20 protein-coding genes and 1 tRNA gene are annotated in these 23,408 nt (G+C 52.8%); 14 read left to right on the top strand and 7 right to left on the bottom strand.

The genetic code is table 11. The features are described from left to right. Nucleotides 1–57 precede the first annotated feature (57 nt). Entirely contained in the window at nt 58–597 is a 540-nt protein-coding gene (gene gloA, locus ACVL1J_RS14645) for a lactoylglutathione lyase (RefSeq protein ID WP_341236458.1), read from the bottom strand. Between the two features lie 182 nt (nt 598–779). On the opposite strand from gloA, the gene ACVL1J_RS14650 reads away from it, so the two are divergent. Together ACVL1J_RS14650 and ispH are read left to right on the top strand one after the other, a co-directional pair. After that, on the top strand, nt 780–1,244 hold the full coding sequence (locus tag ACVL1J_RS14650) for an FKBP-type peptidyl-prolyl cis-trans isomerase (RefSeq protein ID WP_341236457.1): 465 nt from the start codon (nt 780–782) through the stop codon (nt 1,242–1,244). A gap of 7 nt (nt 1,245–1,251) precedes the next feature. Continuing rightward, complete coding sequence (ispH, locus tag ACVL1J_RS14655; RefSeq protein ID WP_159568455.1) at nt 1,252–2,181, top strand: 4-hydroxy-3-methylbut-2-enyl diphosphate reductase; 930 nt, start codon at nt 1,252–1,254, stop codon at nt 2,179–2,181. An 18-nt stretch (nt 2,182–2,199) separates the two neighbouring features. Here the strand turns inward: ispH and ACVL1J_RS14660 are convergent, their stop codons facing one another. Next, a complete protein-coding gene (locus tag ACVL1J_RS14660; RefSeq protein ID WP_341236456.1) occupies nt 2,200–3,495 on the bottom strand; it encodes a hemolysin family protein in 1,296 nt (431 codons plus the stop codon). A 173-nt stretch (nt 3,496–3,668) separates the two neighbouring features. On the opposite strand from ACVL1J_RS14660, the gene trhO reads away from it, so the two are divergent. From trhO to ACVL1J_RS14685, 5 genes are all read left to right on the top strand, one after another. Further along, nucleotides 3,669–4,643: an oxygen-dependent tRNA uridine(34) hydroxylase TrhO gene (trhO, locus tag ACVL1J_RS14665; protein WP_491665449.1), complete on the top strand. Its 975-nt coding sequence runs from the start codon at nt 3,669–3,671 to the stop codon at nt 4,641–4,643. A gap of 5 nt (nt 4,644–4,648) precedes the next feature. Next, nucleotides 4,649–5,326, top strand: coding sequence for a glutathione S-transferase (locus ACVL1J_RS14670; protein WP_341236454.1), 678 nt, complete (start codon nt 4,649–4,651; stop codon nt 5,324–5,326). Nucleotides 5,327–5,453: 127 nt separating this feature from the next. Then, a complete protein-coding gene (locus ACVL1J_RS14675) occupies nt 5,454–6,881 on the top strand; it encodes a 3-oxoacyl-ACP reductase (RefSeq protein ID WP_341236453.1) in 1,428 nt (475 codons plus the stop codon). Between the two features lie 43 nt (nt 6,882–6,924). Further along, on the top strand, nt 6,925–8,205 hold the full coding sequence (locus ACVL1J_RS14680; protein ID WP_159568460.1) for an acetyl-CoA C-acetyltransferase: 1,281 nt from the start codon (nt 6,925–6,927) through the stop codon (nt 8,203–8,205). Nucleotides 8,206–8,209: 4 nt separating this feature from the next. After that, nucleotides 8,210–9,100: a MaoC family dehydratase gene (locus ACVL1J_RS14685; RefSeq protein ID WP_491665450.1), complete on the top strand. Its 891-nt coding sequence runs from the start codon at nt 8,210–8,212 to the stop codon at nt 9,098–9,100. An 88-nt stretch (nt 9,101–9,188) separates the two neighbouring features. Here ACVL1J_RS14685 and ACVL1J_RS14690 read toward each other — a convergent pair whose 3' ends face one another. Beyond that, a complete protein-coding gene (locus ACVL1J_RS14690; protein WP_491665451.1) occupies nt 9,189–9,791 on the bottom strand; it encodes a TetR/AcrR family transcriptional regulator in 603 nt (200 codons plus the stop codon). Nucleotides 9,792–9,978: 187 nt separating this feature from the next. Beyond that, nucleotides 9,979–11,013 (bottom strand): extracellular solute-binding protein, encoded by a 1,035-nt coding sequence (locus ACVL1J_RS14695; RefSeq protein ID WP_491665452.1) that lies wholly within the window; start codon nt 11,011–11,013, stop codon nt 9,979–9,981. 174 nt (nt 11,014–11,187) lie between these two features. Here ACVL1J_RS14695 and ACVL1J_RS14700 point away from each other — a divergent pair, with 174 nt between their 5' ends. Beyond that, on the top strand, nt 11,188–13,101 hold the full coding sequence (locus tag ACVL1J_RS14700; protein WP_341236449.1) for a propionate--CoA ligase: 1,914 nt from the start codon (nt 11,188–11,190) through the stop codon (nt 13,099–13,101). Nucleotides 13,102–13,222: 121 nt separating this feature from the next. Beyond that, complete coding sequence (locus tag ACVL1J_RS14705; protein WP_341236448.1) at nt 13,223–13,993, top strand: M48 family metalloprotease; 771 nt, start codon at nt 13,223–13,225, stop codon at nt 13,991–13,993. Between the two features lie 10 nt (nt 13,994–14,003). On the opposite strand, the gene ACVL1J_RS14710 is transcribed toward ACVL1J_RS14705, so the two are convergent. After that, a complete protein-coding gene (locus tag ACVL1J_RS14710; protein ID WP_341236447.1) occupies nt 14,004–15,524 on the bottom strand; it encodes a fumarate hydratase in 1,521 nt (506 codons plus the stop codon). 34 nt (nt 15,525–15,558) lie between these two features. Further along, the gene (locus ACVL1J_RS14715) at nt 15,559–16,098 is read right to left on the bottom strand and encodes a TIGR00645 family protein (RefSeq protein WP_159568466.1); all 540 of its coding nucleotides are present in this window, start codon (nt 16,096–16,098) and stop codon (nt 15,559–15,561) included. 203 nt (nt 16,099–16,301) lie between these two features. Here ACVL1J_RS14715 and acs point away from each other — a divergent pair, with 203 nt between their 5' ends. The 5 genes from acs to ACVL1J_RS14740 all read left to right on the top strand — a co-directional run bounded on the left by acs (nt 16,302) and on the right by ACVL1J_RS14740 (nt 22,907). Continuing rightward, complete coding sequence (acs, locus tag ACVL1J_RS14720; RefSeq protein ID WP_159568467.1) at nt 16,302–18,284, top strand: acetate--CoA ligase; 1,983 nt, start codon at nt 16,302–16,304, stop codon at nt 18,282–18,284. 112 nt (nt 18,285–18,396) lie between these two features. After that, nucleotides 18,397–20,442, top strand: a complete 2,046-nt coding sequence (locus ACVL1J_RS14725; protein WP_341236446.1) for a VC_2705 family sodium/solute symporter — start codon at nt 18,397–18,399, stop codon at nt 20,440–20,442. 69 nt (nt 20,443–20,511) lie between these two features. Next, nucleotides 20,512–20,602 (top strand) — tRNA-Ser (locus ACVL1J_RS14730). Between the two features lie 284 nt (nt 20,603–20,886). Continuing rightward, nucleotides 20,887–21,495, top strand: a complete 609-nt coding sequence (locus tag ACVL1J_RS14735; RefSeq protein ID WP_341238064.1) for a DsbA family oxidoreductase — start codon at nt 20,887–20,889, stop codon at nt 21,493–21,495. 77 nt (nt 21,496–21,572) lie between these two features. Continuing rightward, nucleotides 21,573–22,907 (top strand): NAD(P)H-dependent oxidoreductase, encoded by a 1,335-nt coding sequence (locus tag ACVL1J_RS14740; RefSeq protein WP_341238063.1) that lies wholly within the window; start codon nt 21,573–21,575, stop codon nt 22,905–22,907. Nucleotides 22,908–22,923: 16 nt separating this feature from the next. On the opposite strand, the gene ACVL1J_RS14745 is transcribed toward ACVL1J_RS14740, so the two are convergent. Then, entirely contained in the window at nt 22,924–23,367 is a 444-nt protein-coding gene (locus ACVL1J_RS14745; protein ID WP_159568471.1) for a VOC family protein, read from the bottom strand. Between the last annotated feature and the right edge of the window lie 41 nt (nt 23,368–23,408).

Consider the following 23,408-nt stretch of genomic DNA (forward strand, 5'->3'; position numbering starts at 1 on the left):
AAGCCATTGAGTGGCTTTCAGGGAGGGCAAGTTCACACTGTGCGACTGAATTTTAATTCAGGATTTTCCCAAGGCGTGAAGCAGCGAAGGTTGCACGATCTCGATCCAGTAGCCATCCGGGTCTTTGATGAATGCGACATTTTTCATCTTGCCTTGATCAGGGCGCTTCACATAGTTGACCTCGTTCTCGTCAAACCAGCGCACTGCGGCTGCCAGATCGGGGACCGAAAAACAAATGTGTCCAAATCCTTGTGGTTGCTGATTCCCATCGTGATATTTGAACTCGGGGTCGTTCTCGGTGCCCCAGTTGTGAGTTAACTCCAGAATGCCTCGCTGGCTGAATGTCCAGGCTGTTCGCTGGCCTTCTTCTTCGGGCACTTCGTCTTGCTTATCGATTCGGGCTAAAAAATAAAGTGAAAACTTCATTTCCGGGAAATCGAGTTTTCGAAGCACTCGCATGCCCAAGACCCGGGTGTAAAAATCAAGCGAAACCGCGGGGTCTTTCACACGCAACATGCTGTGGTTCAAAACGAAACCTTGGGTGGCATCGGGTACTTTTGCACACGCCCCAGGGTGATTCTCTGTATTAAATGCCATGGCGTTTAAACTCCTTTGTTCGTTCTTCAATGCATTTTTAAATTCGGATATTTAAGTTTTACCTTCATGTTATTACCACAATGTGAGGACGAACTCGAACCATTCGCGCCAGTCTATGACTGCTTGAACGCTTTCAAAGGCGTAGAATAGAGGCGTTTTTGAAATGATTTCAGGATGTTGAAATGACTGATGCAGTACAGCCCAAGCCCGTGGTGAATGAATCTTCATTCGTGACCTTGCATTACCGTATTCGCCTGGCTGAGAGCCAGCAGGTAATTGTTTCCACTTTTGAGGACAAACCCGCGACCTTGAGCATTGGCGCCGGCCAGTTGGCCGAGGGGTTGGAGCGTTGCCTGTTTGGCATGCAGGCAGGTCAACGTGACATATTTACCTTGCCTGCTGGCAGCGGTTATGGCGACACCAATCCCGATTTGTATCGCCCGGTGAGCAAAGCCTTGTTGTCCAAGTACGCAGAGGAAGGAACAAAGTTTGAGTCGGGCGAATTTGTGCATTTTCCTGCCCCCGATGGTGGCCAGTTTGCAGGCACGGTGGTGGAGGAGCGTGAAGACGATATTTTGTTTGACTTTAACCACCCCCTGGCCGGCAAGGCGCTGACATTCGAAGTGCAGTTGATCGGGGTGCTGTGAGGTGAGTATGGAAATTAGCCTGGCCCAACCACGTGGTTTTTGCGCGGGTGTTGACCGCGCCATTGAAATTGTGGAACGCGCGCTGCAGCAGTTTGGCTCGCCGATTTATGTGAAGCATGAAATTGTTCACAACAAAACTGTGGTCGAGGATTTGCGTGGCAAGGGTGCAATTTTTGTCGATGAACTTGAAGATGTCCCCACAGGTTCCACCGTGGTGTTTTCTGCCCATGGCGTGTCGCAAGACGTGCGCAGCCAGGCTGAAAGCCTGGGATTGAAGGTGTTTGATGCCACTTGCCCGCTGGTCACCAAGGTGCATGTGGAAGTGAGCAAAATGCGTGCTCAGGGTTGTGAAATCATCATGATTGGTCACGAGGGCCACCCGGAGGTGGAAGGCACCATGGGGCAGGTCAACGACGGTATTTACCTGGTTGAAACCGAAGAGGACGTAGCCCGGCTTGCCATTGCTGCAGGCACACCGCTGGCGTTTGTGACCCAAACCACATTGAGTGTGGACGATGCGTCCAAAGTAATTGCAGCGCTGAAAGCCAAATTTCCAGACATTCGGGAACCCAAAAAAGCCGATATTTGTTACGCAACTCAAAACCGGCAGGATGCGGTGAAATTCATGGCGCGCCAGGTGCAGTTGGTGTTGGTGGTGGGTAGCCCCAGCAGCTCGAATTCCAACCGTTTGCGTGAAGTGGCCGAGAAGCTGGGTGTGCCTGCCAAGTTGATTGAAAACGCAGACAGCCTTGAGCAAACCTGGTTCGAGGGTGTAAAGCACATTGGTTTGACTGCGGGTGCTTCTGCGCCCGAGCATTTGGTGCAGGGTGTGGTGAAGCGCCTGAAGGAGTGGGGCGCTTTGTCAGTGCGCAATCTGGAAGGCGTGGAAGAAAATATTGCTTTCCCCATGCCGAAAGGTTTGAATCCTCGGGTTTGAACCCCAAGGTTTGATTAATCAGCCTGGAGTTTTCGGGGTGGCCAACACCTGGTCCACCCTGTTGCGGTCTACGTCGACCACTTCAAATCGCCAGTCGTTCCAGTCGAATTTCTCGGTTTTCTTGGGTATGCGCCCAAGTGAGGCCAACACGAACCCGCCCACGGTGTGAAAGTTGCCCAAGTCTTCTTGGGGCAGGTCGCGAATACCCAGTTTGATTTTCATTTCGTCGATGGGCAGCAGGCCGTCCAGCAGCCACGAACCATCTTCGCGCTTCACTGCCAGTGCTTCTTCGGGGGTGTCCATCATCGGCATCATGTCGCCCACCACGCTAGACAACACATCGTCGATGGTCACAATGCCTTCGGTCATGCCGAATTCGCTCACCACAAATGCGAAGGTGTTTTTCTGTTGCCGGAAGGTGCGCAGCAAATCAACCAGTGTGAGTGAGGCGGGTACGAACAAGGCGTTTTGCAGGGGTATTTCTGCAAAGTCGATGTCGCCTTCCATGGCGGCCTGAAGAATGTCGTGGCTTTCTGCCACGCCAATGACTTGCTGCAAACTGCCTTTGCAAATCGGCAGCATGGAGTGGGGCGCTTCCCGCAACAACCGCAGGTTGTCTTCACGTGGGGCATGCAAATCAATGTAGGCAATGTCGCTGACCGGGGTCATGACCGAGGCCAGCCGCCGGTCTTCAAGGCGCAGCACATTGCTCATCAAATGGCGTTCTTCCGGGGCCAGCATGCCGGTTTTTGCACCTTCATCCAGAAATGCCTGAATTTCCTCGATGGTGCTGACTGCGGGAGCCGCCTTGAAGGGAATAAAACTGAGTACCAGATCGGAGCCTTTGGACAACAGGGCAATGGCCGGGCTGAGTACTTTCAGAAACACTGACATGAAGGGAGCGCAAAAGGCGGCTACTTTTTCAGGGTTGGCAATGGCCAGCCGTTTGGGAACAATTTCACCAAAAATGATCGAGAAGCCGGTGACTAAGGCGATGGTGACTGTGAAAGAAATGGCATCGGCCCAATCGGTCAGTGTCGGGAAGTACTGGTCAATGAAATGCTGAAAGGTGGCTGTTAGGGCGGATTCGCCGTAAATACCCATGAGTAATGCGGCCGCAGTGATGCCGGTTTGTGTGGCGGCCAGCAGGCGACTGGGGTTGTCCATAATTTGCAGGGCAATGCGTGCTTTTGGGTTGCCTGCGTCGGCCATGGTTTGCAGCTTGGACCGCCGGCTAGAGGCCAGCGCCATTTCCGAGAGGGCAAAAAAGCCGGAAACCAAAATCAAAAGGACCAAAATCCAGAAGGCATTCATGATGTGTGTTCTTGTTGTAGGTGTTGCTGCCGCGTTGTGCGGCCGTGTTTGCCAGTTTACCAAAGCCCGTGTCGCTTTGGCTTTTTGCTTGATTGGGTAAAACCGGGGGCTCGGTTACAATAACGGGCTAAGTTGTTTTGTCAGATGATTTTTTTGAAAGTATTGCCATGTCCATGAGCGAATCCTCTATTCCACAATCCGACCAAATCGTGGTTGCAGCTTTGTACAAGTTTGTCAGCCTGCCCGATTTCGAAGACATCAAGCCAGCGCTTGAAGCGGTGTGCACTGATAACGACGTGCTAGGCACCTTGCTGCTGGCCAAAGAGGGCATCAACGGCACAGTGAGTGCACCGCGCGCAGGCCTTGTGGCGCTGATGAATTATTTGTGGAGCGATGCCCGATTTGCGGATTTGGCGCCCAAGTATTCGATTGCGCCCGAGCAGGCCTTTACACGCATGAAAGTGAAGCTGAAGCGTGAAATTGTGACCATGGGCAAAGACGGCATTGACCCCAAGCGTTTGGTGGGGCGCTACGTGAAGCCTTCGGACTGGAACGCCTTGATTCAAGACCCGGATACCTTGGTAATCGACACGCGCAACAACTACGAATATGCAATTGGTACCTTTGAAGGTGCGGTAGACCCAGCAACCACCACATTTCGAGAATTTCCGGAATGGGTGGAGAGGAATTTGAAAAGCCTGCCCGTTGACAAGCGTCCGAAGAAAATTGCGATGTTTTGCACCGGTGGCATTCGCTGCGAAAAGTCCACGGCCTACATGCTGGAGCAGGGTTTCGAAGAGGTTTACCACCTTGAAGGCGGCATTTTGAAATACCTGGAAGAAATTCCTGAAGAACAAAGCTTGTGGAAAGGCGAGTGCTTTGTGTTTGACCAGCGTGTGTCGGTTACCCATGGTTTGCAGGTGGGGCACTACGACCTTTGCCACGCATGCCGCATGCCAATTACCGATGAAGAAAAGCAAAGCGAGAAGTACATTCAGGGTGTGGGTTGTCCGCATTGCTACGATTCATTGACGGATGATCAGAAGCAGCGTTTTGGCGAGCGCCAGAAGCAGATTCAACTGGCCAAACTGCGCAATGAAAAGCACATTGGCCGCAAGATGCCACCCAAAGAAGCGCATGCGGAGTAAATAGGGTGGAGCACCAACTTGGTTTGCCTGTGTTGTACACCTTTCGCCGCTGCCCGTATGCCATGCGTGCACGGCTGGCGATTGTTGCCGCGGGTTTGAAAGTTGAAGTGCGCGAGTTGGTGTTGCGTGCAAAACCCGCCCACATGCTGGAAATTTCACCGAAAGGGACTGTGCCCGTATTGTGGTTGCAAGACGGTACAGTGATTGATGAAAGCCTGGATGTAATGCGCTGGGCGGTGGGTCAGAATTTTCCGGCCGACTGGTTGGTGCTGAATGCTCAACAGCAGCAACAGTGTGATGAGTGGATTGCGTTGCTGGATGGTGAGTTCAAGCGCAACCTGGACCGTTACAAGTACCCTTACAGATATCACACGGAGTCTTATACCTGTGATCCGCTTGAGCACCGTGCGGCGTGTGAAAAAATTCTGATGCAATGGAATGAAGTGCTGATGCAGCAAGGCCCATGGCTATTTGGCAACAAACCCAGCTTTGCTGACTTCGCCATTCTTCCTTTCGTGCGCCAGTTTCGCATTGCTGATGAGGCCTGGTTTGATGCTGTGCCCGGTTACGAGGCGCTGAAGCAGTGGCTCGCAGGCTTTCTACAATCGGACTTGCTGGAGACAGCCATGGTGAAGTACAGCCCTTGGCAACCAGCTGACATACCTTTAACCTTTCCGGGTTAGAGACGACCCTCTACGATTTTCTGGTCAACTTTCTATACACTCGCAAGTTACGCAACAGTAACATTGTCTTGCTGGGCTATGCTAAGCCCTGAAAAAAGACATTCCCCCTATAAGAAGGACGAGACTCATGGCCGACAAAATTCTTGAATTTGTTCACACCTCCACAGGTAAACAAATTGCCGCCGCACTGGGCTTGCCCGTGCCCCCCATGTTGAAGCGCGCCAAGGCTGGCTATGCTGAAAAAGCACTGGTCAATGCAAATGCCTTGGTGGGTGCCAGCGCATTTGGCCCGGTGGCTACTTCGGTGGTGAAGGCTTTGAATGCCATGGGTGCTTCCATCAAGGTGTCGGCTGATTTGGCTGGTCTGGATGGCATTAAGCAAGCGGCAGCCAAGGCCAAAGTTGATGTGTCCATTTCCCAGGCCGACAACGGCGTGCCTGAAAATGTGTATGTGCTCGACGTAACAGCCGCCGCGAACGTGGCTGATCTGCGGTTGTTGTACGATTTTTTCAACCCACGCCTGCGCAAAGTGCCTTCGAACAGCCGCATCGTGGTGATTGGTCGCCCACGCGGTGATTGCAAAGACGCATTGGCAGAAACTGCGCAATCTTCATTGCCCGGCTTTATTCGCAGCCTTGCGAAAGAAAGTGGCAAGAACGGCACCACAGCCAATTTGCTTCAGGTAAAAACTGGTGCCGAAAACGGCATTGAAGGTGCGTTGCGCTTTTTCTTGAGCCCGCATTCAGCATTTGTAACTGGTCAGGTGTTGCCCGTGGTTGGCGCACCCAAGGGTGTGAAGGTTGCTGCGTTTGCTGAGAAGCCATTGACTGGCAAACTGGCTGTGGTCACCGGTGCTGCACGCGGCATTGGTGCAGCCATTGCTGAAGTGTTGGCCCGCGAAGGTGCAACCGTGATTGGTGTGGATCGCCCGGCTGATGAAAGCGTGCTGGGTACCACCATGAGCAGCATTGGCGGCATTGCCTGCCCGCTGGACATTACCGATGCGGATGCTGGCAAGAAGCTGGCTGCTGTGGCTTCCGCCAAGGGCGGCAAGATTGACATTATTGTGCACAACGCCGGTATTACCCGCGACAAGATGATGCGCAACATGGCTGCCCACTTGTGGGACATGGTGCTGGACGTAAACCTGGGTGCGATTGTTCGTTGTAACGACCAACTGCTGGCTGACGATGCTTTTGGTGCGAATGCGCGCATTGTGTGTATTTCATCGATTGGTGGCATTGCCGGTAACGCAGGCCAAACCAATTACGCTGCAACCAAGAGCGCTGTGATTGGCTATGTGGATGCAATGGCCAAGCAACTGGAAGGCAAGGGCATTTCGATCAATGCGATTGCACCGGGCTTTATTGAAACTCAAATGACTGCTGCGATTCCCGTGGTAACCCGCGAAGTGGCCCGTCGTTTGTCCAGCCTGTCGCAAGGCGGCTTGCCAGTGGATATTGCAGAAGCAGTGACTTTCATGGCCAGCCCATTGGCTGCTGGTGTAAACGGTGCCACCTTGCGTGTGTGCGGACAAAACCTGGTGGGCGCGTAATTAATTTACGTCACCTGCAAATAAAAATTATCTGGAGAAAACTATGAAACACGGTCGTCGCGTTGCCATTATCGGCGGTTCACGCATTCCATTTGCACGTTCAAACACAGCCTACATTGGCAAATCCAACCAGGACATGCTGACTGCAGCATTCCGTGGCGTTGTCGACAAATTCCAGTTGCACGGTGAAGAACTGGGCGATGTGGTGGCGGGTGCTGTTGTGAAGCACAGCCGCGATTTTTCCCTGTGTCGCGAGTCTGTATTGGGTTCAGGCTTGAGCCCAATGACACCTGCATTCGACATTCAGCAAGCTTGTGGTACTGGCCTGGAAGCCGCCATTGTAGTGGCCAACAAAATTGCCTTGGGTCAAATTGAAGTGGGCATGGCCGGTGGTGTAGACACCACCACTGACGCACCGATCGCCGTAAGCGAAGGTTTGCGCAAAATTTTGCTGGAAGCCAACCGCGCCCGCGACACCAAAGGCAAACTGGCTGCGCTACTGAAAATTCGCCCCAAGCACCTGGCACCATTGCCACCAGCCAATGCAGAGCCACGCACAAAAATGAGCATGGGTGCGCACTGTGAAGTGATGGCGCAAACCTGGGGCATTACCCGTGAAGAGCAGGACGAATTGGCTGTAAGCAGCCATTTGAAAGCAGCCAAGGCCTACGAAGAAGGTTTCTTCGATGACTTGGTCGTACCTTTCAATGGTTTGACTCGCGACAACAATCTGCGTGCTGATTCTTCAGTTGAGCGCCTGCAAGGTTTGAAGCCTGCGTTTGATCGCAAAAGCGGCAAGGGCACCATGACTGCTGGCAACTCCACACCGTTGACCGATGGCGCATCTGCTGTGTTGCTGGCTTCTGAAGACTGGGCGAAAGCACGTGGCATTCAGCCATTGGCTTACCTGACATTCAGCGAGACCATTGGTGTTGATTTTGTGTCTGGCAAGGAAGGCCTGTTGATGGCCCCCGCATACGCTGTGCCACGCATGTTGAAGAAAGCCGGTGTGAAGCTGCAAGACTTTGACTTCTACGAAATTCACGAAGCGTTTGCTGCACAGGTGCTGTGTACATTGAAGTCTTGGGAAGACCCCAAGTTCTGCAAGGAAAAACTGGGTCTTGACGCACCTTTGGGAACAATTGACCGCAGCAAGCTGAACGTGAAAGGTGGTTCATTGGCTGTTGGCCACCCATTTGCAGCCACTGGTGGCCGCATCATTGGCACATTGGCCAAGTTGCTGAATGAAAAAGGCAGCGGCAAGGGCTTGATCTCTATCTGCGCAGCCGGTGGTATCGGTGTAACTGCAATTATTGAGAAGTGAAATCATGAGCGTGAATGACACCCTGAAAGCAGCGGCGAAATTTTTCGAGCTGTCTGAGTTTCCAAATGGCAAGGCGCTGCTGCTGAAGGCTGCCACCACGTCCAACAAAAAGCCAAAACCCGACACGCAGGCCGCGCGCCTGGGTGCCCGGGTGAAGAAAGTATTCATTGACCGTGAATGGGTACGCCAATACAACGCCGTGTGTGGCTTCAAGGAAGATGAAATTTCCTTGACTGCACCGCAGGTGGTGGCTTCCCCACTGCACATGTATTTGCTCAGCCGCCCAGAGCACCCCATGCCGATGTTGGGCATGGTTCACCTGCACAATTCAATTGAATGCAGCAAGCCGCTGGAATATGGCACTGCTTACGATGTGGTGGTGACTGTGGGTGAAACCCGCAGCATTTCACTGGGCTTGGAATTTGATGTGCACACCGAGTTTCTGGTGGGTGAAGAAGTGCACTGGAGCAGCGTGATGACCATTCTGTGCCGTGTGAAGGGTATGCCCAAGCCAGTGACGAAACCTGCACCCGTTGAGCCATTGAGTGCGATCGGCGCGCAGTATGCTGCCGTGAAAGTGCCTGAAAACCAGGGTCGCAAGTACGCCAAGGTGTCGAACGATTACAACCCGATTCACCTGTATGCGCAAACCGCCAAAATGTTTGGTTTCAAGCAGGCGATTGTGCACGGCATGTGGACTGCTGCAAAAACATTGAGCATTGTCGAAGCCAGTTTGTGTTCGCGTGCAAGCAAGTTTGATTTGTCGTTCAAGCAGCCCGTGTTTTTGCCATCGGGTATTTCAGTGAAGCATGTCACTGCCAGTGGTGCTTCGAAGTTTGAAGTGCTGGCTGAGCGTGATTCGAAAGTGCTGATGGTGGGAAGCATTGCGGCTTGATCTTGAATCGGCGCAATGATGCAACGCTGCTGCAAAGCTTCACCGTACTAATCATTCCACCGGCGTTGTTTGCGAAGTTCGCTTTGTCCTATCTCTCCGACAGTCCCGGCATTAGGCTGGTCTCAATCATTTTCTGCATATCCCGAATCGGAATTTCGGGGTGCTGAATCCACCACCGCGCACCCGCTTCAACAGCCCCCACCATGATGTTGGCCAAGGCCACAGCCTGAATGCCTGCCTTGTCGTCGTTTTTGGCTTTCGAGGGGTCGTTGAGTTCTTCAATGGTTTTGGCCGAGGCTTCAATGAAGCTGTTTCTAAAGAAGGCCACCTTCTCGCCAACCGGACCAACACTTGTCAGCGCTTCGTTGTACAAAACCGACCAACCGTCCCGGTGGCGTTCTACAAATGTCAAAAAGCTGAACATGATTAATTTCAGTCGCTCTTTGGGATTTGGGTTGGCCATCAATATGGACAGGCCAGACATGAGGTGATTGCCCACTTGTGTGATGGTGGCCAGGTAAAGCGCGTCTTTGGAGCCAAAGTAGCGGTAGAGCAGGGGTTTGGTGACACCTGCGCCTTCAGCAATTTGTTCCATGCTGGTGGAGTGGAAGCCGTGGCGAGAAAACACTGAGCCAGCAACATCCAGGATTTGGCCCATGCGCTGTTCTTTGGGAACTTTTCGAGTGCCCAAGCGTTTTGTTTCCAGGGTAGGCGCTGCGTTTTTATTGTTATCGTTCGCTTTTTTCACCAATTTACTTGCCGGTTACATTGACATTTTGAAGTGTATCAAGCTTCTTTCAGTTTTGTGAATAAAAAAAGCCCCACAAAAAGTGTGAGGCTTTTTTACTGATCAGCGATCGGTAACTTACTAAATTTTATTACTTGTACCCTACACGATCCATGATTTGCTGCGACAGGGCTGTGTTGGCAGCCAGTGTTTTCGCCGGTGTTACGTCTTGTTTGTAGGCACCAAGAGATTCCAGCGCAGCATTGTCTACCTTCACGCCGGGAACTGTGGGCCACTCGTTGTTACCATTTGCAAAGTACTTCTGGGCAGAGTCGCTGGCAAGGTATTCCAGAAACTTGACAGCGCCTTCACGGTTGGGCGCATTTTTAGCAACTGCACCGCCAGACACGTTCATGTGAACGCCGTAGCTGCTTTGGTTGGGCCAGATAAAGCCAACTTTTGACACCACTTCTGTGTCTTCGGCTTTGTCAGATTTCAACAAACGAACCCAGTAGTAGCTGTTGCTCAAAGCCACGCCGCATTCACCGGAGGCTACAGCACGGATCTGGTCGGTATCGCCGCCTTTGGGGCTGCGGGCCATGTTGTCTACTACGCCCTGAGCCCAGCTTTCTGCGCCTTTTTCACCCAGGTGGCTGATCATGCTGCTCATCAGGGAAAGCATGTAGGGGTGTGAGCCAGAACGTGTGCAAACCTTGCCTTTCATTTCTGGCTTGGCCAAGTCTTCGTAATTCTGGACCAGTTTGGGATCAACGTTCGCCTTGTTGTACACAATCACGCGGCTGCGGGCTGAGAATGCATACCACAAGCCATTCTCACCGGTGAACTGCGCTGGAATCCGGTCGGACAACACTTTTGACTTCACTGGTTGGAACAAACCGTCTTGTTGGGCGCGTGCCAAGCGGGCCGCATCAACAAGCAGTACTACGTCAGCTGGGCTGCGAGCACCTTCGCTGCGCATGCGTTCAAGCAACGCTTCGTCGCCCAGTTCAAGACGCTTGATGGCGATACCGGTTTGCTTGGTGAAGTCCTCGTACATTTTTTCATCGGTCGAGTAATGGCGTGCCGAGTAGAGGTTGATTACTTTGTCGTCGGCTTGGGCTACAGCACCGAAGCCAATCAAACTGGCGATTGAAACTGAGATCAGTGTTTTGAAAGTGTTCTTCATGGTGATTGGGACTTTCCTGAGAGTGGTTGAGTTACTTTTACCTAACTAGTCTAGCAAATAGTAATTATTTATGTAACAAGAAGTGTTCTCGTTTAACAATAATTTTAGCGATAGTCAGAGTGTCGTAAGCGCGGGTTTCTACATTGGGTGCACCAAGAATGAGGAGACAGCGCTGTGGTTGAGCAAGCGAAGTATCAGTCCAACGGGACTTACCAGAATTTATATGACGAATCTATCCGCAATCCAAAGGGTTTTTGGGCCAGACAGGCTGATTTGATTCATTGGCAAAAGCCGTTCGAGAAGGTGCTTGACGACAGCAAACCCCCGTTTGCAACGTGGTATGTGGGTGGTGAAACGAACCTGTGCTACAACGCCGTGGATCGACATCTGGATCAGTTGGGTGACAAGCCAGCCTTGATCTATGTGTCGACCGAAGTTGATCAGGAAAAGGTTTACACCTTTCGCCAATTGCACCAAGAGGTGCAAATAGCCGCTGCAATGCTTCAAAAAATGGGCGTGAAAAAAGGTGATCGGGTTTTGATTTACATGCCGATGATTCCCGAAGCCACATTTGCCATGTTGGCCTGTGCGCGAATCGGCGCGATTCACTCAGTGGTGTTTGGCGGTTTCGCGTCGCACAGCCTGGCCTCAAGAATTGAAGATGCAAAGCCAAAGGTGATTGTGTCGGCGGACGCGGGTTCCAGGGCAGGTAAGGCGGTGGCTTACAAGCCTTTGCTGGACGAAGCGATTGAACGCTCAAGCTTTAAACCTGGCAATGTGCTTATGGTGAATCGCGGTTTGGTGTCTTTCACTTCGGTAGCCGGTCGCGATCAGGATTACGCCACATTGCGCAAGGAATTGGCGACGGCCAAAGTGCCGGTTACGTGGCTTGCAGCCACCGACACCAGTTACATTCTGTACACCAGCGGAACCACCGGAAAGCCCAAAGGCGTGCAGCGCGATGTGGGTGGATATGCCGTGGCATTGGCTGCGTCCATGAAATACATTTTCATGGGTGAAAAAGGAAAAACATTCTTTGCAACCAGCGACATCGGCTGGGTGGTGGGGCACAGCTACATTATCTATGGTCCGTTGATTGCGGGCATGGCCACTGTGATGTACGAGGGCTTGCCCATTCGGCCAGACGCCGGCATTTGGTGGAAGATAGTTCAAGACCACAAAGTGTCGGTGTTGTTCTCGGCGCCCACAGCCGTGCGAGTGCTGAAAAAACAAGACCCCGCTTACTTGAGCAAATACGATTTGAGTTCGCTAAAGGCATTGTTCCTTGCGGGCGAGCCTTTGGATGAAACCACGTCGGACTGGATTTCCGGTGCAATTGGCAAGCCAATTGTGGACAACTATTGGCAAACTGAAACCGGATGGCCCATTTTGGCCGTTCAGCGTGGTGTTGAGGAAATGCCGGGCAAACTGGGTAGCCCGGGCGTGCCAGTGTTTGGTTTCAATGTGAATGTGTTGAACGAGGACACCGCGCAGCCCTGCAAGGCCAATGAAAAAGGTGTGGTCGCCATTGAGGGGCCTTTGCCACCGGGTTGCATGCAAACCGTGTGGGGCGATGACGAACGCTTTGTAAAAACTTATTGGTCGAGCTTCAAAACCCGGCAGGTATATTCCACATTCGATTGGGGTATTCGCGATGAAGATGGATACTTTTTTATCCTTGGACGTACCGACGATGTGATCAACGTGGCGGGCCACCGCTTGGGTACACGCGAAATTGAAGAGAGTATTTCTTCTCACCCTGCTGTGGCCGAGGTGGCTGTGGTGGGCGTGGCCGATCAGGTGAAAGGACAGGTTGCAGTGGCGTTTGCCATTTTGAAGGCGGCCGATGAACTGGATGCTGCCAAAGCAAAAGCGCTGGAATCGGAAATCATGAAAGTGGTAGACGGCCAGTTGGGTGCTGTGGCCCGGCCCGCACGCGTTTATTTTGTGAATGTGCTGCCAAAAACCCGTTCAGGCAAGCTTTTGCGCAGGTCCATTCAGGCGGTGTGTGAAGGCCGTGATCCTGGCGACATGACCACCATTGAAGATCCCACCGCGCTGGCGCAAATCAAAAGTGCCATGGATTGAATCAGCAGCACGCCTGAAGCACTGAAACAAGCCCGTAAAAATGGATTTGTTTCAGTTTTGTGCAGTGTTTTAAAACATGCTTTAATGATTTGTCACTGGCCGTTTCAGGGAGGGCTACTGAATGGCAAATCATTCGCTGGACGTACTCAAGCTCAGTGTGCTGTTTGACCATCATTTTTTCAATGGTGTGCCAACGCAAGTTCATTTCACAGAAGACAGCGCCATGGTTGGCACTTGGATTGATGAACAGGGCGCTGCGAATTTAAGCATTGGGCTTGATCGGATCCAGTTCATGAACAGTGATCAATTGGCATTTTTGGTCGCGCATGAATATGGGCATCTGGTGTTGAAACACCCTCAAAAAACCCTTGAAATTCAGCAGCAGTATGGTGTGAATTCCACATTCGACGAGTTCATGTTGTCGTTTGACATGAAGCGCGACTATTCCAAGCTGATGCGTGAAATGGAGTTGGAAGCTGATTTGTTCGGCGCGCAGCTGGTGTTGGGACTGGGGCATGACCCTGTGGCAGGCGCCTCGTTTTTGCTCGGTGAAACCAAAAGCATTCAACACCCGGAAGGTACTTTGCGAGTCGCAAAAATAAAGTCTGGGCAAGAGGCAATACAGGCCGAGGATTTCTCGCGTACTTTCAATGATTTGGTTGTGCAGTTAAACGACACTGAAGTATTGGCAGGCTTGGTAGCTAGCTATACTCAGCCAATCGATTCGATTGATTCTGCGGTGAAGTCAGTAGTGGAAAGCTGGCCAGCTTCCGGTGCAGAAGACGGTTACGCAGGCGATACCCTGCACGGATTCGAAGTTTCGGTGTTGCTTACTTTTGTAGTGCTGGCCTGCGCCTTGCCAAGGTGGTGGCGCAAGACCAGCGGTACATAGGCTTGCAGGTTCAGGCCACACTGACCGGAATTTTCCCGATCTTGGCTTGCCATTCTTTGGGGCCGGTGTTGTGCACGGAAATACCGGTGCTGTCCACGGCCACGGTCACTGGCATGTCCTTGATCTCAAACTCGTAAATGGCTTCCATGCCCAGGTCTTCAAAGCCCACCACTTTTGCATTGGTAATGGCCTTGGACACCAGGTAGGCTGCCCCGCCCACAGCCATCAGGTAGGCTGATTTGTTGTCGCGAATTGCTTCAATGGCAACAGGGCCACGCTCGGCCTTGCCAATCATTGCGATCAGGCCCGTTTTCTCCAGCATCATGCGGGTGAACTTGTCCATGCGGGTGGCGGTGGTGGGGCCTGCTGGGCCCACAGCCTCGTCGCGCACGGGGTCGACTGGGCCCACGTAGTAAATCACGCGGTTGGTGAAGTCCACGGGTAGCTTTTCGCCTTTTTGCAGCATGTCGGCAATTCGCTTGTGGGCAGCATCGCGGCCAGTCAGCATTTTGCCGTTCAGCAGTAACGTTTGACCAGGCTTCCAGCTTGCCACTTCCGCTGGGGTCAGCGTGTCCAGGTTCACACGTTTGCTTTTTTCGGTATCGGCTGTCCAGCTGACCTGCGGCCAGTCGGCCAGGTTGGGCACTTCCAGTTTGGCTGGGCCGTCACCGTGCAAATGGAAATGCACATGGCGTGTGGCCGCACAGTTGGGGATCATGGCGATTGGCAATGATGCGGCGTGGGTTGGGTAATCCAGAATTTTTACATCCAGCACCGTGGTCAGGCCACCCAAGCCTTGTGCACCAATGCCCAAGGAGTTCACTTTGTCGTACAGCTCCAAGCGCAGTTCTTCGATTCGGTTGCTGGGGCCACGTTCAAGCAATTCGTGAATATCACAGGGGGCCATCAGGCTTTCTTTGGCGAGCAACATTGCCTTCTCGGGCGTACCACCAATACCTATGCCCAAAATACCGGGTGGGCACCAGCCTGCACCCATGGTAGGCACGGTTTTCAATACCCAGTCCACGATGGAGTCGGATGGGTTCAACATGACCATTTTTGATTTATTTTCGGAACCGCCGCCTTTGGCTGCGCAAATGACTTCCACACCATCGCCGGGCACAATTTCGTAATGAATGACAGCAGGGGTGTTGTCTTTGGAGTTTTTGCGTGCACCAGCGGGGTCGAGCAGTACCGAGGCGCGCAGTTTGTTGTCAGGGTGCAGGTAGGCACGGCGAACACCTTCGTTGACCATGTCCGTCACACTCATCGTGGACTCCCAACGCACATTCATGCCCACTTTTAAAAACACCACCGAAATGCCGGTGTCCTGGCAAATTGGGCGCTTGCCCTCGGCACACATGCGGCTGTTGGTCAGGATTTGCGCAATCGCGTCTTTTGCGGCTTCACTTTCCTCGCGCTCGTAGGCTTTGCCCAAAGCCTGAATGTAGTCGAGCGGGTGGTAGTACGAAATGTACTGGAAGGCATCGGCGATTGAGCTGATGAAGTCTTCTTGCTTGATGGTGTTCATAAACAACTCCTGCTTTCAATGGTGTGCCGTTGGCTTATTTTAAATGGCTTTTGGTGGGTACGGATTGGTGCAGCAATTTATCACAGTACGCAATTGCCACAGCCGAAAGCAAAAAGATGACATGGATGGAAGCCTGCGCAATGATGGTTTTTTCATCGTATTGCTCTGCGTTGATAAACGTTTTCAGCAGGTGAATGGACGAAATGCCGATGATGGCCATTGCCAGTTTCACTTTCAATACTGAGGCATTGACATGATCCAGCCACTCGGGTTGGTCAGGGTGGTTCTCTAGATGCATTCGACTGACAAACGTTTCATATCCACCCACGATCACCATAATCAGCAGGTTGGAAATCATGACCACGTCGATCAAACCCAGCACGATCAGCATGATGCCGGCCTCGGTCAAGGTGTGCTCAATTGCACCGCCTACCAAATGCCACAACTCAATTAAAAAATGATAAACATAAACACCTTGGGCAATGATCAAACCCAGGTAGAGCGGCAGTTGTAGCCAACGACTCATGAAAATAAGGCGGGCAAGGGCAGGTGGCTTCGGTTTGTATTGTTCCATTTTGAGACAAGTGTGCAGTGCAGCAATGGTTGAAGGGATGATGGCGCAAACTATAGCAGAACCAAGCTACACCGACGTAGCCGATACCCAGCTGGAATGCAAATTGCTGTGGTGCGCCATGGTGTAAGGTGAGAGTAAGAGCTTTTGCCTATTGTTTATTCAACCTAAATTAATAGAAAATCAAGTAACTCTTGGAGGACAGGATGTCATCGATCGAATCAGTGTCACACGAAACGCGTGTGTTTGAGCCCAGTGCCGACTGGCAGCGCAGCGCCACGATTGGCGGTATGGACGCCTACAACGCCTTGTGCAAGGAAGCTGAAACGGATTTCGAAGGTTTTTGGGCGCGTTTGGCCAAAGAGAACCTGCAATTTTCCAAGGCCTATGACAAGGTGCTGGATGAATCCACGCCCCCGTTTTACAAGTGGTTCACCGGCGGCGAATTGAATGTGTCGGCCAACTGCCTGGACAAAAATATCGAAGCTGGCCTGGGCGACAAAGTGGCCTTGATTTTCGAAGCCGATGGTGGCGAAGTCACCAAGGTGACCTACAAAGAACTGCTGGGCAAGGTAAGCCGCATTGCCAATGGCCTGAAAGGCCTGGGCGTGAAAAAAGGTGACCGCGTTGTTATCTACATGCCCATGAGTGTTGAAGGTGTGGCTGCCATGCAGGCTTGTGCGCGAATTGGTGCCACGCATTCGGTGGTGTTTGGCGGTTTTTCAGCCAAAGCCTTGCAAGATCGCATTGTGGATACTGGCGCTGTGGCTGTGTTCACTGCGGACCAGCAAGTGCGCGGTGGTAAACAGTTGCCACTGAAGGCGATTGTGGATGAAGCCCTGAGCCTGGGCGGCTGCGAGGCTGTCAAGAATGTGATTGTGTACAAGCGCACTGGTGCCGATGTTGGCATGCAGGGCGGCCGTGATGTTTACCTGCACGATTTGGCAGACAAGCAAAGCGATGTGTGCGCGCCTGAAATGGTCGATTCCGAGCACCCGCTGTTCATTCTTTACACGTCTGGTTCAACCGGCAAGCCAAAGGGCGTGCAGCACAGTTCGGCAGGTTACCTGCTATGGGCTGCATTGACCATGAAGTGGACGTTCGATATCAAGCCCAACGATGTGTTCTGGTGCACGGCCGACATCGGCTGGATTACCGGCCACACCTACATTACCTATGGCCCCTTGGCTGTGGGCGCCACGCAAATTGTGTTTGAGGGTGTGCCCACTTACCCCAATGCTGGTCGATTCTGGGAAATGATTCAGCGTCACAGCGCGACAATTTTCTACACTGCACCCACCGCGATTCGTTCGCTGATCAAGGCGTGTGAGGCCGATGAGAAAGTGCATCCCAAGAGCTATGATCTTTCAAGCCTGCGCTTGATGGGTTCGGTGGGCGAGCCGATCAACCCGGAAGCCTGGATGTGGTACTACAAAAATGTGGGTGGCGAGAAGTGCCCAATCGTGGACACCTTCTGGCAAACCGAAACCGGTGGCCACATGATTACACCATTGCCAGGCGCCACACCGCTGGTGCCCGGTTCGTGCACCTTGCCGCTGCCCGGTATTATGGCCGCGGTGGTGGATGAAGTGGGTGGCGATTTGCCCAATGGGCAAGGTGGTATTTTGGTGGTGAAACGCCCGTGGCCTGCCATGATTCGTACCATTTGGGGCGACCCTGAGCGATTCAAGAAAAGCTATTTCCCTGAAGAGCTGGGTGGGAAATTGTACCTGGCCGGTGATGGCGCAGTACGCGACAAAACCAGCGGCAACTTCACGATCATGGGTCGTATTGACGACGTGTTGAACGTATCGGGCCACCGCATGGGCACCATGGAAATTGAAAGTTCACTGGTCGCCAATGAATTGGTGGCGGAGGCCGCAGTGGTGGGCCGCCCCGATGATTTGACCGGTGAAGCGATTGTGGCCTTTGTGGTGTTGAAAGGCGATCGACCAACGGGTGAGGCCGGGCAAAAACTGGCCATGGACCTGCGCAACTGGGTGGGCAAAGACATTGGTCCAATTGCCAAGCCCAAGGAAATCCGTTTTGGCGACAATCTGCCGAAAACACGTTCAGGCAAGATCATGCGTCGCTTGTTGCGTAGTTTGGCCAAAGGCGAGCAAATTACGCAAGATACCTCCACTTTGGAAAACCCTGCCATTCTGGATCAACTGGGCAAACCCAACTGATCGGCCCGGCTCTCTCCGTGAACGGGGAATTGTGGGCTTTCATAAAAACCAGTTCCACTTCGGTGGGCTGGTTTTTTTCGTTTGAAGGAATCGAGGCGCCAGGAGTGCATTCATGAGTTTTACGCTCAGCCTGACCCGGTTTTTCTCAGTGCTTACCTTCGGCTTTTTGGTGTGCATTGCGGGTGCCGCCATCATGGAAGACTATGGAATTGGTCGCCAGTGGATTGGTTACTTTTTCATCTTCATTACCTTGGGTGCCTATGCGGTCATCGGCTTGCTTAGCCGAACCTCGGACATGCATGAATACTTTGTGGCCTCGCGCACGGTGCCTGCCGTGTACAACGGCATGGCCACCGCAGCTGACTGGATGAGTGCTGCGTCTTTTCTTGGCGTTGCCGGTACCCTTTTTTACAGTGGATTTGAAGCCTTGGCTTTGCTGGTTGGGTGGACTGGTGGCTTTGTGTTGATCGCCTTGTTGATTGCGCCTTACCTGCGCAAGTTTGCATTTTTCTCGGTGGGCGATTTTTTGGCAGCGCGCTACGCAGGGGCCGACAAGGGCAGGGCAGTCAGGTTGATCTGCGTACTGATGACTGTCAGTATTTCTTTTGTGTATGTGATTGCGCAAATCTATGCTGTGGGATTAATCACATCGCGTTTCGCTGGCGTTGAATTTGGCATTGGTGTTTTCTTCGGGCTTGCCGGTATTTTGGTGTGTTCATTTTTAGGCGGAATGCGTGCAGTAACCTGGACAGCGGTTGCGCAATACATTGTCATGATTGTTGCGATGATGGTGAGTGTGGTCGCCTTGATCGGGTTCACCGGTCAGGGCAGTAGCGAGCGTTTTGTAGACGGCGGACCCACCAGTTTCCCAGAGTATGTGCGAGCCCAGGAACGCAAGTTTTTTGCCGACCCGGCAGAAGCGGAAGTGCGCAGTGTTTATTTGCGCGAAGCAGATCGTTATCAGTTGTTGATCGACACCTTGCCTTCGTCGTGGGCAGAGGGGTATGAAGCACGCCGTAAGAACCTGGAATTGGCCCGCTACGATGGATCGACGTTTCAGGAAATCAAAGCTGCTGAAAGGGTATTGAGCGGTTTCCCCAGGGATCCTCAAGCTGCCAAGCTCAAATGGAGTCAGGAAAAGCAGCGTTACCTGGACAAAGTGAAGGCGAGTGTGCCGCATTTTGGTTCAGTGAACGATGATTCCGGCTTGTCCAATACCAAGGCCTTGGTCAGTTTTCTGGCGGTGGCTTTTACGTTGATGTGTGGCACGGTGGCCTTGCCCCACATCATCATGCGTTTTTACACCACGCCAAATGCATCGCAAACCCGTTGGTCGGTGGTGGTTGCTTTGGGCTGCATTTTGGTGATTTACCTGGCTTCGCCCTGGTTAAGTGTGATCGCCAAAGTGGTGGTCTATGAAAACCTGGTGGGTTTGAGTTACAACGAAATTCCCAACTGGATTGCGGCATGGTCAAGGGTAATGCCGGGCCTGGCTACTTTGCAGGATGTGAATCAGGATGGGGTGGTTCAGTTTGCGGAAATTGGCCTGAGCCCGGATATTTTGGTGTTGATTACGCCCGAAATTGCTGGCATGCCATTTTTTCTCTCGGGGCTGATTGCGGCAGGTGGTTTGGCTGCGGCATTGTCGACGGCTGATGGCTTGCTGCTGGCCATTGCGGGCAGCCTGTCGCACGACTTGTACTACCGCGTGCTTGACCCTGAGGCGACCGCACAACGCCGTGTAACCATGTCAAAAATTGCGCTGTTGAGTGCTGCGTTGATGGCCGCGTGGATCACCAGCCTGCAACCCGGCAACATTGTGGTGCTTGTGGGTTCGGCTTTTGCCTTGGCGGCTTCAAGTCTGTTTGTGCCTTTGGTAGCGGGTATTTTCTGGAGTGGTGCCACGCGCAGGGGAGCCCTGTGGGCCATGGGCACCGGGTTTGTCAGTTCCAGCCTGTGTTTGGCATTGACCAATGCGTCGTTCATGGCTTTGTTTAACCTGGATGCGGTGCAAATTGTTGGCTTAAGCGGTGTGGCCAGTGGCGTGTTTACGATTCCGCTGAGCGCTTTGGCCATGGTGGTGGCCTCGCTGGCTGGTGGGCGCAAAGACGAAGCGCCCGGTGTAATGCGTGTGCTGCGCGTGCCTGAATCTGAATGAAATGTTTAATGCGATGAGAATGCACTGGATACCCAAGGGGATTCTTTGCTATACTCTCGCGCTTACCGCGGAGAGATGGATGAGTGGTTTAAGTCGCACGCCTGGAAAGCGTGTATAGGTTAATAGCCTATCGGGGGTTCGAATCCCCCTCTCTCCGCCAGAAATTACAAAAAGCCTTGAACTGTGTTCAGGGCTTTTTTCATTTCAGGGCGGCAGAGAAGCAAAGTCCCTGCGGACTTTGCGTGGGGGAGTCGAAGCTTTTCGCCTACGAGCGAAAAGCCGGGAGAATTGACACTACCAGTGACGCGTAAGCGGCGCGCAGGAGTGGCAAAGCCGGGAGAATCGACCATGCAAGAGACGAACTTGAGTGAGGCTCGCGGCAGGGGCGCGTTAAAGTGGCAAACTAACGGTCATCGCTAGCAGCATTCAATTCAGGAGCACCCCATGCCGAGCCCCAACAACACCCCCGTCAAAATCCAGGTTTGGACCGATTTTGTGTGTCCATTCTGTTTATTTGGCGAATCGATTATCGAGCAGGCTGTCGAAGGTTTGAATGTGGAACTGGAGTGGATGCCCTTCGAGCTGCGCCCCTACCCAACACCCACGTTGAAACCCGAAGATGAATATTTGCCGCGTGTGTGGAAGGCATCGGTGTACCCCATGGCTGAGCGTTTGGGTGTGCCGATCAAATTGCCTACCGTGTCACCACAGCCTTACACGCGCAAGGCGTTTTTGGGTTTGCAATATGCCAAGCAGCAGGGCAAGGGCAATGAATACACCACTGCGGTGATGAAAGCGTTTTTTCAGCAGAACAAGGACATTGGCGATACCCAAATCCTTAAAAGCATTCTTCAGGATCTCAACCTTGATCCCTCTGGCCTGGATGAATTCGTGAATTCTCCCCAATCCAATGCGCAGCACGATGCCGATCTTCAACACACCCAACAAATGGGCATTCAGGCGGTGCCTTCACTTTTGGTTGGAAATCAGTTTTTCTCGGGTGTACCCAATGTTCAAATGTTGCGTGAGGCAATTCAGCGCGCGCAAGGGTAGGGATACTTCGGGTTTTCCGGCATGGTGTGTGCGGGTTATTCTGTACGCCAAATCTGCACCCACCACAAAAGGTCACCATGAATTTATTTTCCAAGCTTCAGCAGCGTGCCGCTGAAGGCAAGCCCCTGCGCGTTGGCATGATCGGTGCCGGCAAATTTGGCTCCATGTATCTTTCTCAAGTACCGCGAACACCTGGCATTCACATGGTGGGCATTGCAGACTTATCACCAGATCGAGCACGTGCTGCGCTTAAAAACGTGGGCTGGAAAGAAGAGGCCTACAACGCGGCCACATTGGAACAGGCCGCCAAGCAGGGCAACACCGCGATTATTGACGACGGCATGAAGCTGATTGAGTCGCCTTTCGTGGACATTGTTATTGATTCAACCGGCAACCCTGCCGTGGGAATTGCCCATGTGCTGGCCTGTTGCGAATATAAAAAACACATTGTGATGGTGAATGTTGAGGCCGACGCGTTGGCGGGTCCCTTGCTGAAACGCAAGGCCGACGAAGCAGGAATCGTGTATTCACTGGCCTACGGCGATCAGCCTGCGCTGATTTTCGAGATGGTGGACTGGGCGAGGGCTGCCGGTTTTTCGGTGGTGGCCGCAGGGAAAGGTACGAAGTACTTGCCCACGTACCATGAAAGCACACCCGACACCGTGTGGAACCACTATGGTTTAACGGCCGAGGATGCAGCCAAGGGTGGCATGAATGCGCAAATGTTCAACAGCTTTCTGGATGGCACCAAAAGTGCGATTGAAATGGCAGCGGTGGCCAATGCCACGGGTTTGGCCGCGCCCAGCGGCCTGAAGTTTCCCGCTGTGGGTGTCGACGACTTGGCGCGAATCCTGAAGCCACGTGAACACGGTGGCATTCTGGATCAGCGCGGCCAGGTGGAAGTGATTTCCAGTGTGGAACGGGACACGCGCCCAGTGTTTCGGGATTTGCGTTGGGGGGTGTATGTCACCTTCGCGGCCGACAGTGAATACGTGGCCCGTTGCTTCAAGGAATATGGTTTGATCACCGACCCCAGTGGGCAGTATTCCAGCATGTACAAACCCTTCCACTTGATCGGGTTGGAACTTGGCATTTCAGTGGCATCCATCGGTGTTCGGGGCGAGGCAACCGGCGCGCCCATTTGCTGGCATGGCGATGTGGTGGCCACAGCCAAACGGGATTTACAGGCGGGTGAAATGCTGGATGGCGAAGGTGGTTACACCGTGTACGGCAAGCTGTTGCCTGCGCAGGAATCGTTGGCCTTGGGCGGTTTGCCATTGGGCTTGGCACATGGTGTGAAGTTGCTGAAACCCGTGAAGGCGGGCCAGCCGGTGAGCTGGAATGATGTGGCGTTTGATGCCAATTCCACAGCGGTGAAATTCCGCCGTGAAATGGAGCAAAGCTTTAGTTAAGCTTCTTTGGCAAAACTCATTTTGCGAAAATCTGGTCCATGTTGGCAAAGGCCTTGAACTCAAGTGCATTGCCGCATGGGTCCATGAAGAACATGGTGGCTTGTTCACCCACCTGGCCTTTGAATCGAATGTAAGGCTCAATTACAAACTTGGTGCCCGCCGCTTTCAGGCGATCCGCCAGTTCATTCCACTGTTCCATGGTCAAAATGACACCAAAATGCTTGGCTGGCACGGCATGGCCGTCTACGCTGCTGTTGGCTTTGCACCCCACTTCTTCGGGTGCCAGGTGTGCCACCAATTGGTGGCCATAAAAGTTGAAATCCACCCAGTGTGGTGCGCTTCGCCCTTCCTCACAGCCAATGACTTCGCCATAAAATTTGCGGGCCACAGCAATGTCGGTGACCGGGAAAGCAAGGTGAAAGGGTTGAAGTGTGGCGTGTTTGGCTTGGGCTGAGGACATGTGAATTACCGGGAAATGAGTGGTTGGTCATTCGCACACTA

It is taken from the genome of Limnobacter sp. G6BE5S (assembly GCF_058448965.1).

Bases quoted from the DNA above. Each gene is read 5' to 3' on its own strand.
- ACVL1J_RS14660 (WP_341236456.1), bottom strand. From the start codon at position 3,495: ATGAATGCCTTCTGGATTTTGGTCCTTTTGATTTTGGTTTCCGGCTTT.
- ACVL1J_RS14725 (WP_341236446.1), top strand. From the start codon at position 18,397: ATGAGTTTTACGCTCAGCCTGACCCGGTTTTTCTCAGTGCTTACCTTC.
- gloA (WP_341236458.1), bottom strand. From the start codon at position 597: ATGGCATTTAATACAGAGAATCACCCTGGGGCGTGTGCAAAAGTACCC.
- ACVL1J_RS14695 (WP_491665452.1), bottom strand. From the start codon at position 11,013: ATGAAGAACACTTTCAAAACACTGATCTCAGTTTCAATCGCCAGTTTG.
- ACVL1J_RS14685 (WP_491665450.1), top strand. From the start codon at position 8,210: ATGAGCGTGAATGACACCCTGAAAGCAGCGGCGAAATTTTTCGAGCTG.
- ACVL1J_RS14715 (WP_159568466.1), bottom strand. From the start codon at position 16,098: ATGGAACAATACAAACCGAAGCCACCTGCCCTTGCCCGCCTTATTTTC.
- ispH (WP_159568455.1), top strand. From the start codon at position 1,252: ATGGAAATTAGCCTGGCCCAACCACGTGGTTTTTGCGCGGGTGTTGAC.
- ACVL1J_RS14650 (WP_341236457.1), top strand. From the start codon at position 780: ATGACTGATGCAGTACAGCCCAAGCCCGTGGTGAATGAATCTTCATTC.
- ACVL1J_RS14675 (WP_341236453.1), top strand. From the start codon at position 5,454: ATGGCCGACAAAATTCTTGAATTTGTTCACACCTCCACAGGTAAACAA.
- trhO (WP_491665449.1), top strand. From the start codon at position 3,669: ATGAGCGAATCCTCTATTCCACAATCCGACCAAATCGTGGTTGCAGCT.
- ACVL1J_RS14735 (WP_341238064.1), top strand. From the start codon at position 20,887: ATGCCGAGCCCCAACAACACCCCCGTCAAAATCCAGGTTTGGACCGAT.
- ACVL1J_RS14740 (WP_341238063.1), top strand. From the start codon at position 21,573: ATGAATTTATTTTCCAAGCTTCAGCAGCGTGCCGCTGAAGGCAAGCCC.
- ACVL1J_RS14705 (WP_341236448.1), top strand. From the start codon at position 13,223: ATGGCAAATCATTCGCTGGACGTACTCAAGCTCAGTGTGCTGTTTGAC.
- ACVL1J_RS14680 (WP_159568460.1), top strand. From the start codon at position 6,925: ATGAAACACGGTCGTCGCGTTGCCATTATCGGCGGTTCACGCATTCCA.
- ACVL1J_RS14745 (WP_159568471.1), bottom strand. From the start codon at position 23,367: ATGTCCTCAGCCCAAGCCAAACACGCCACACTTCAACCCTTTCACCTT.
- ACVL1J_RS14710 (WP_341236447.1), bottom strand. From the start codon at position 15,524: ATGAACACCATCAAGCAAGAAGACTTCATCAGCTCAATCGCCGATGCC.
- acs (WP_159568467.1), top strand. From the start codon at position 16,302: ATGTCATCGATCGAATCAGTGTCACACGAAACGCGTGTGTTTGAGCCC.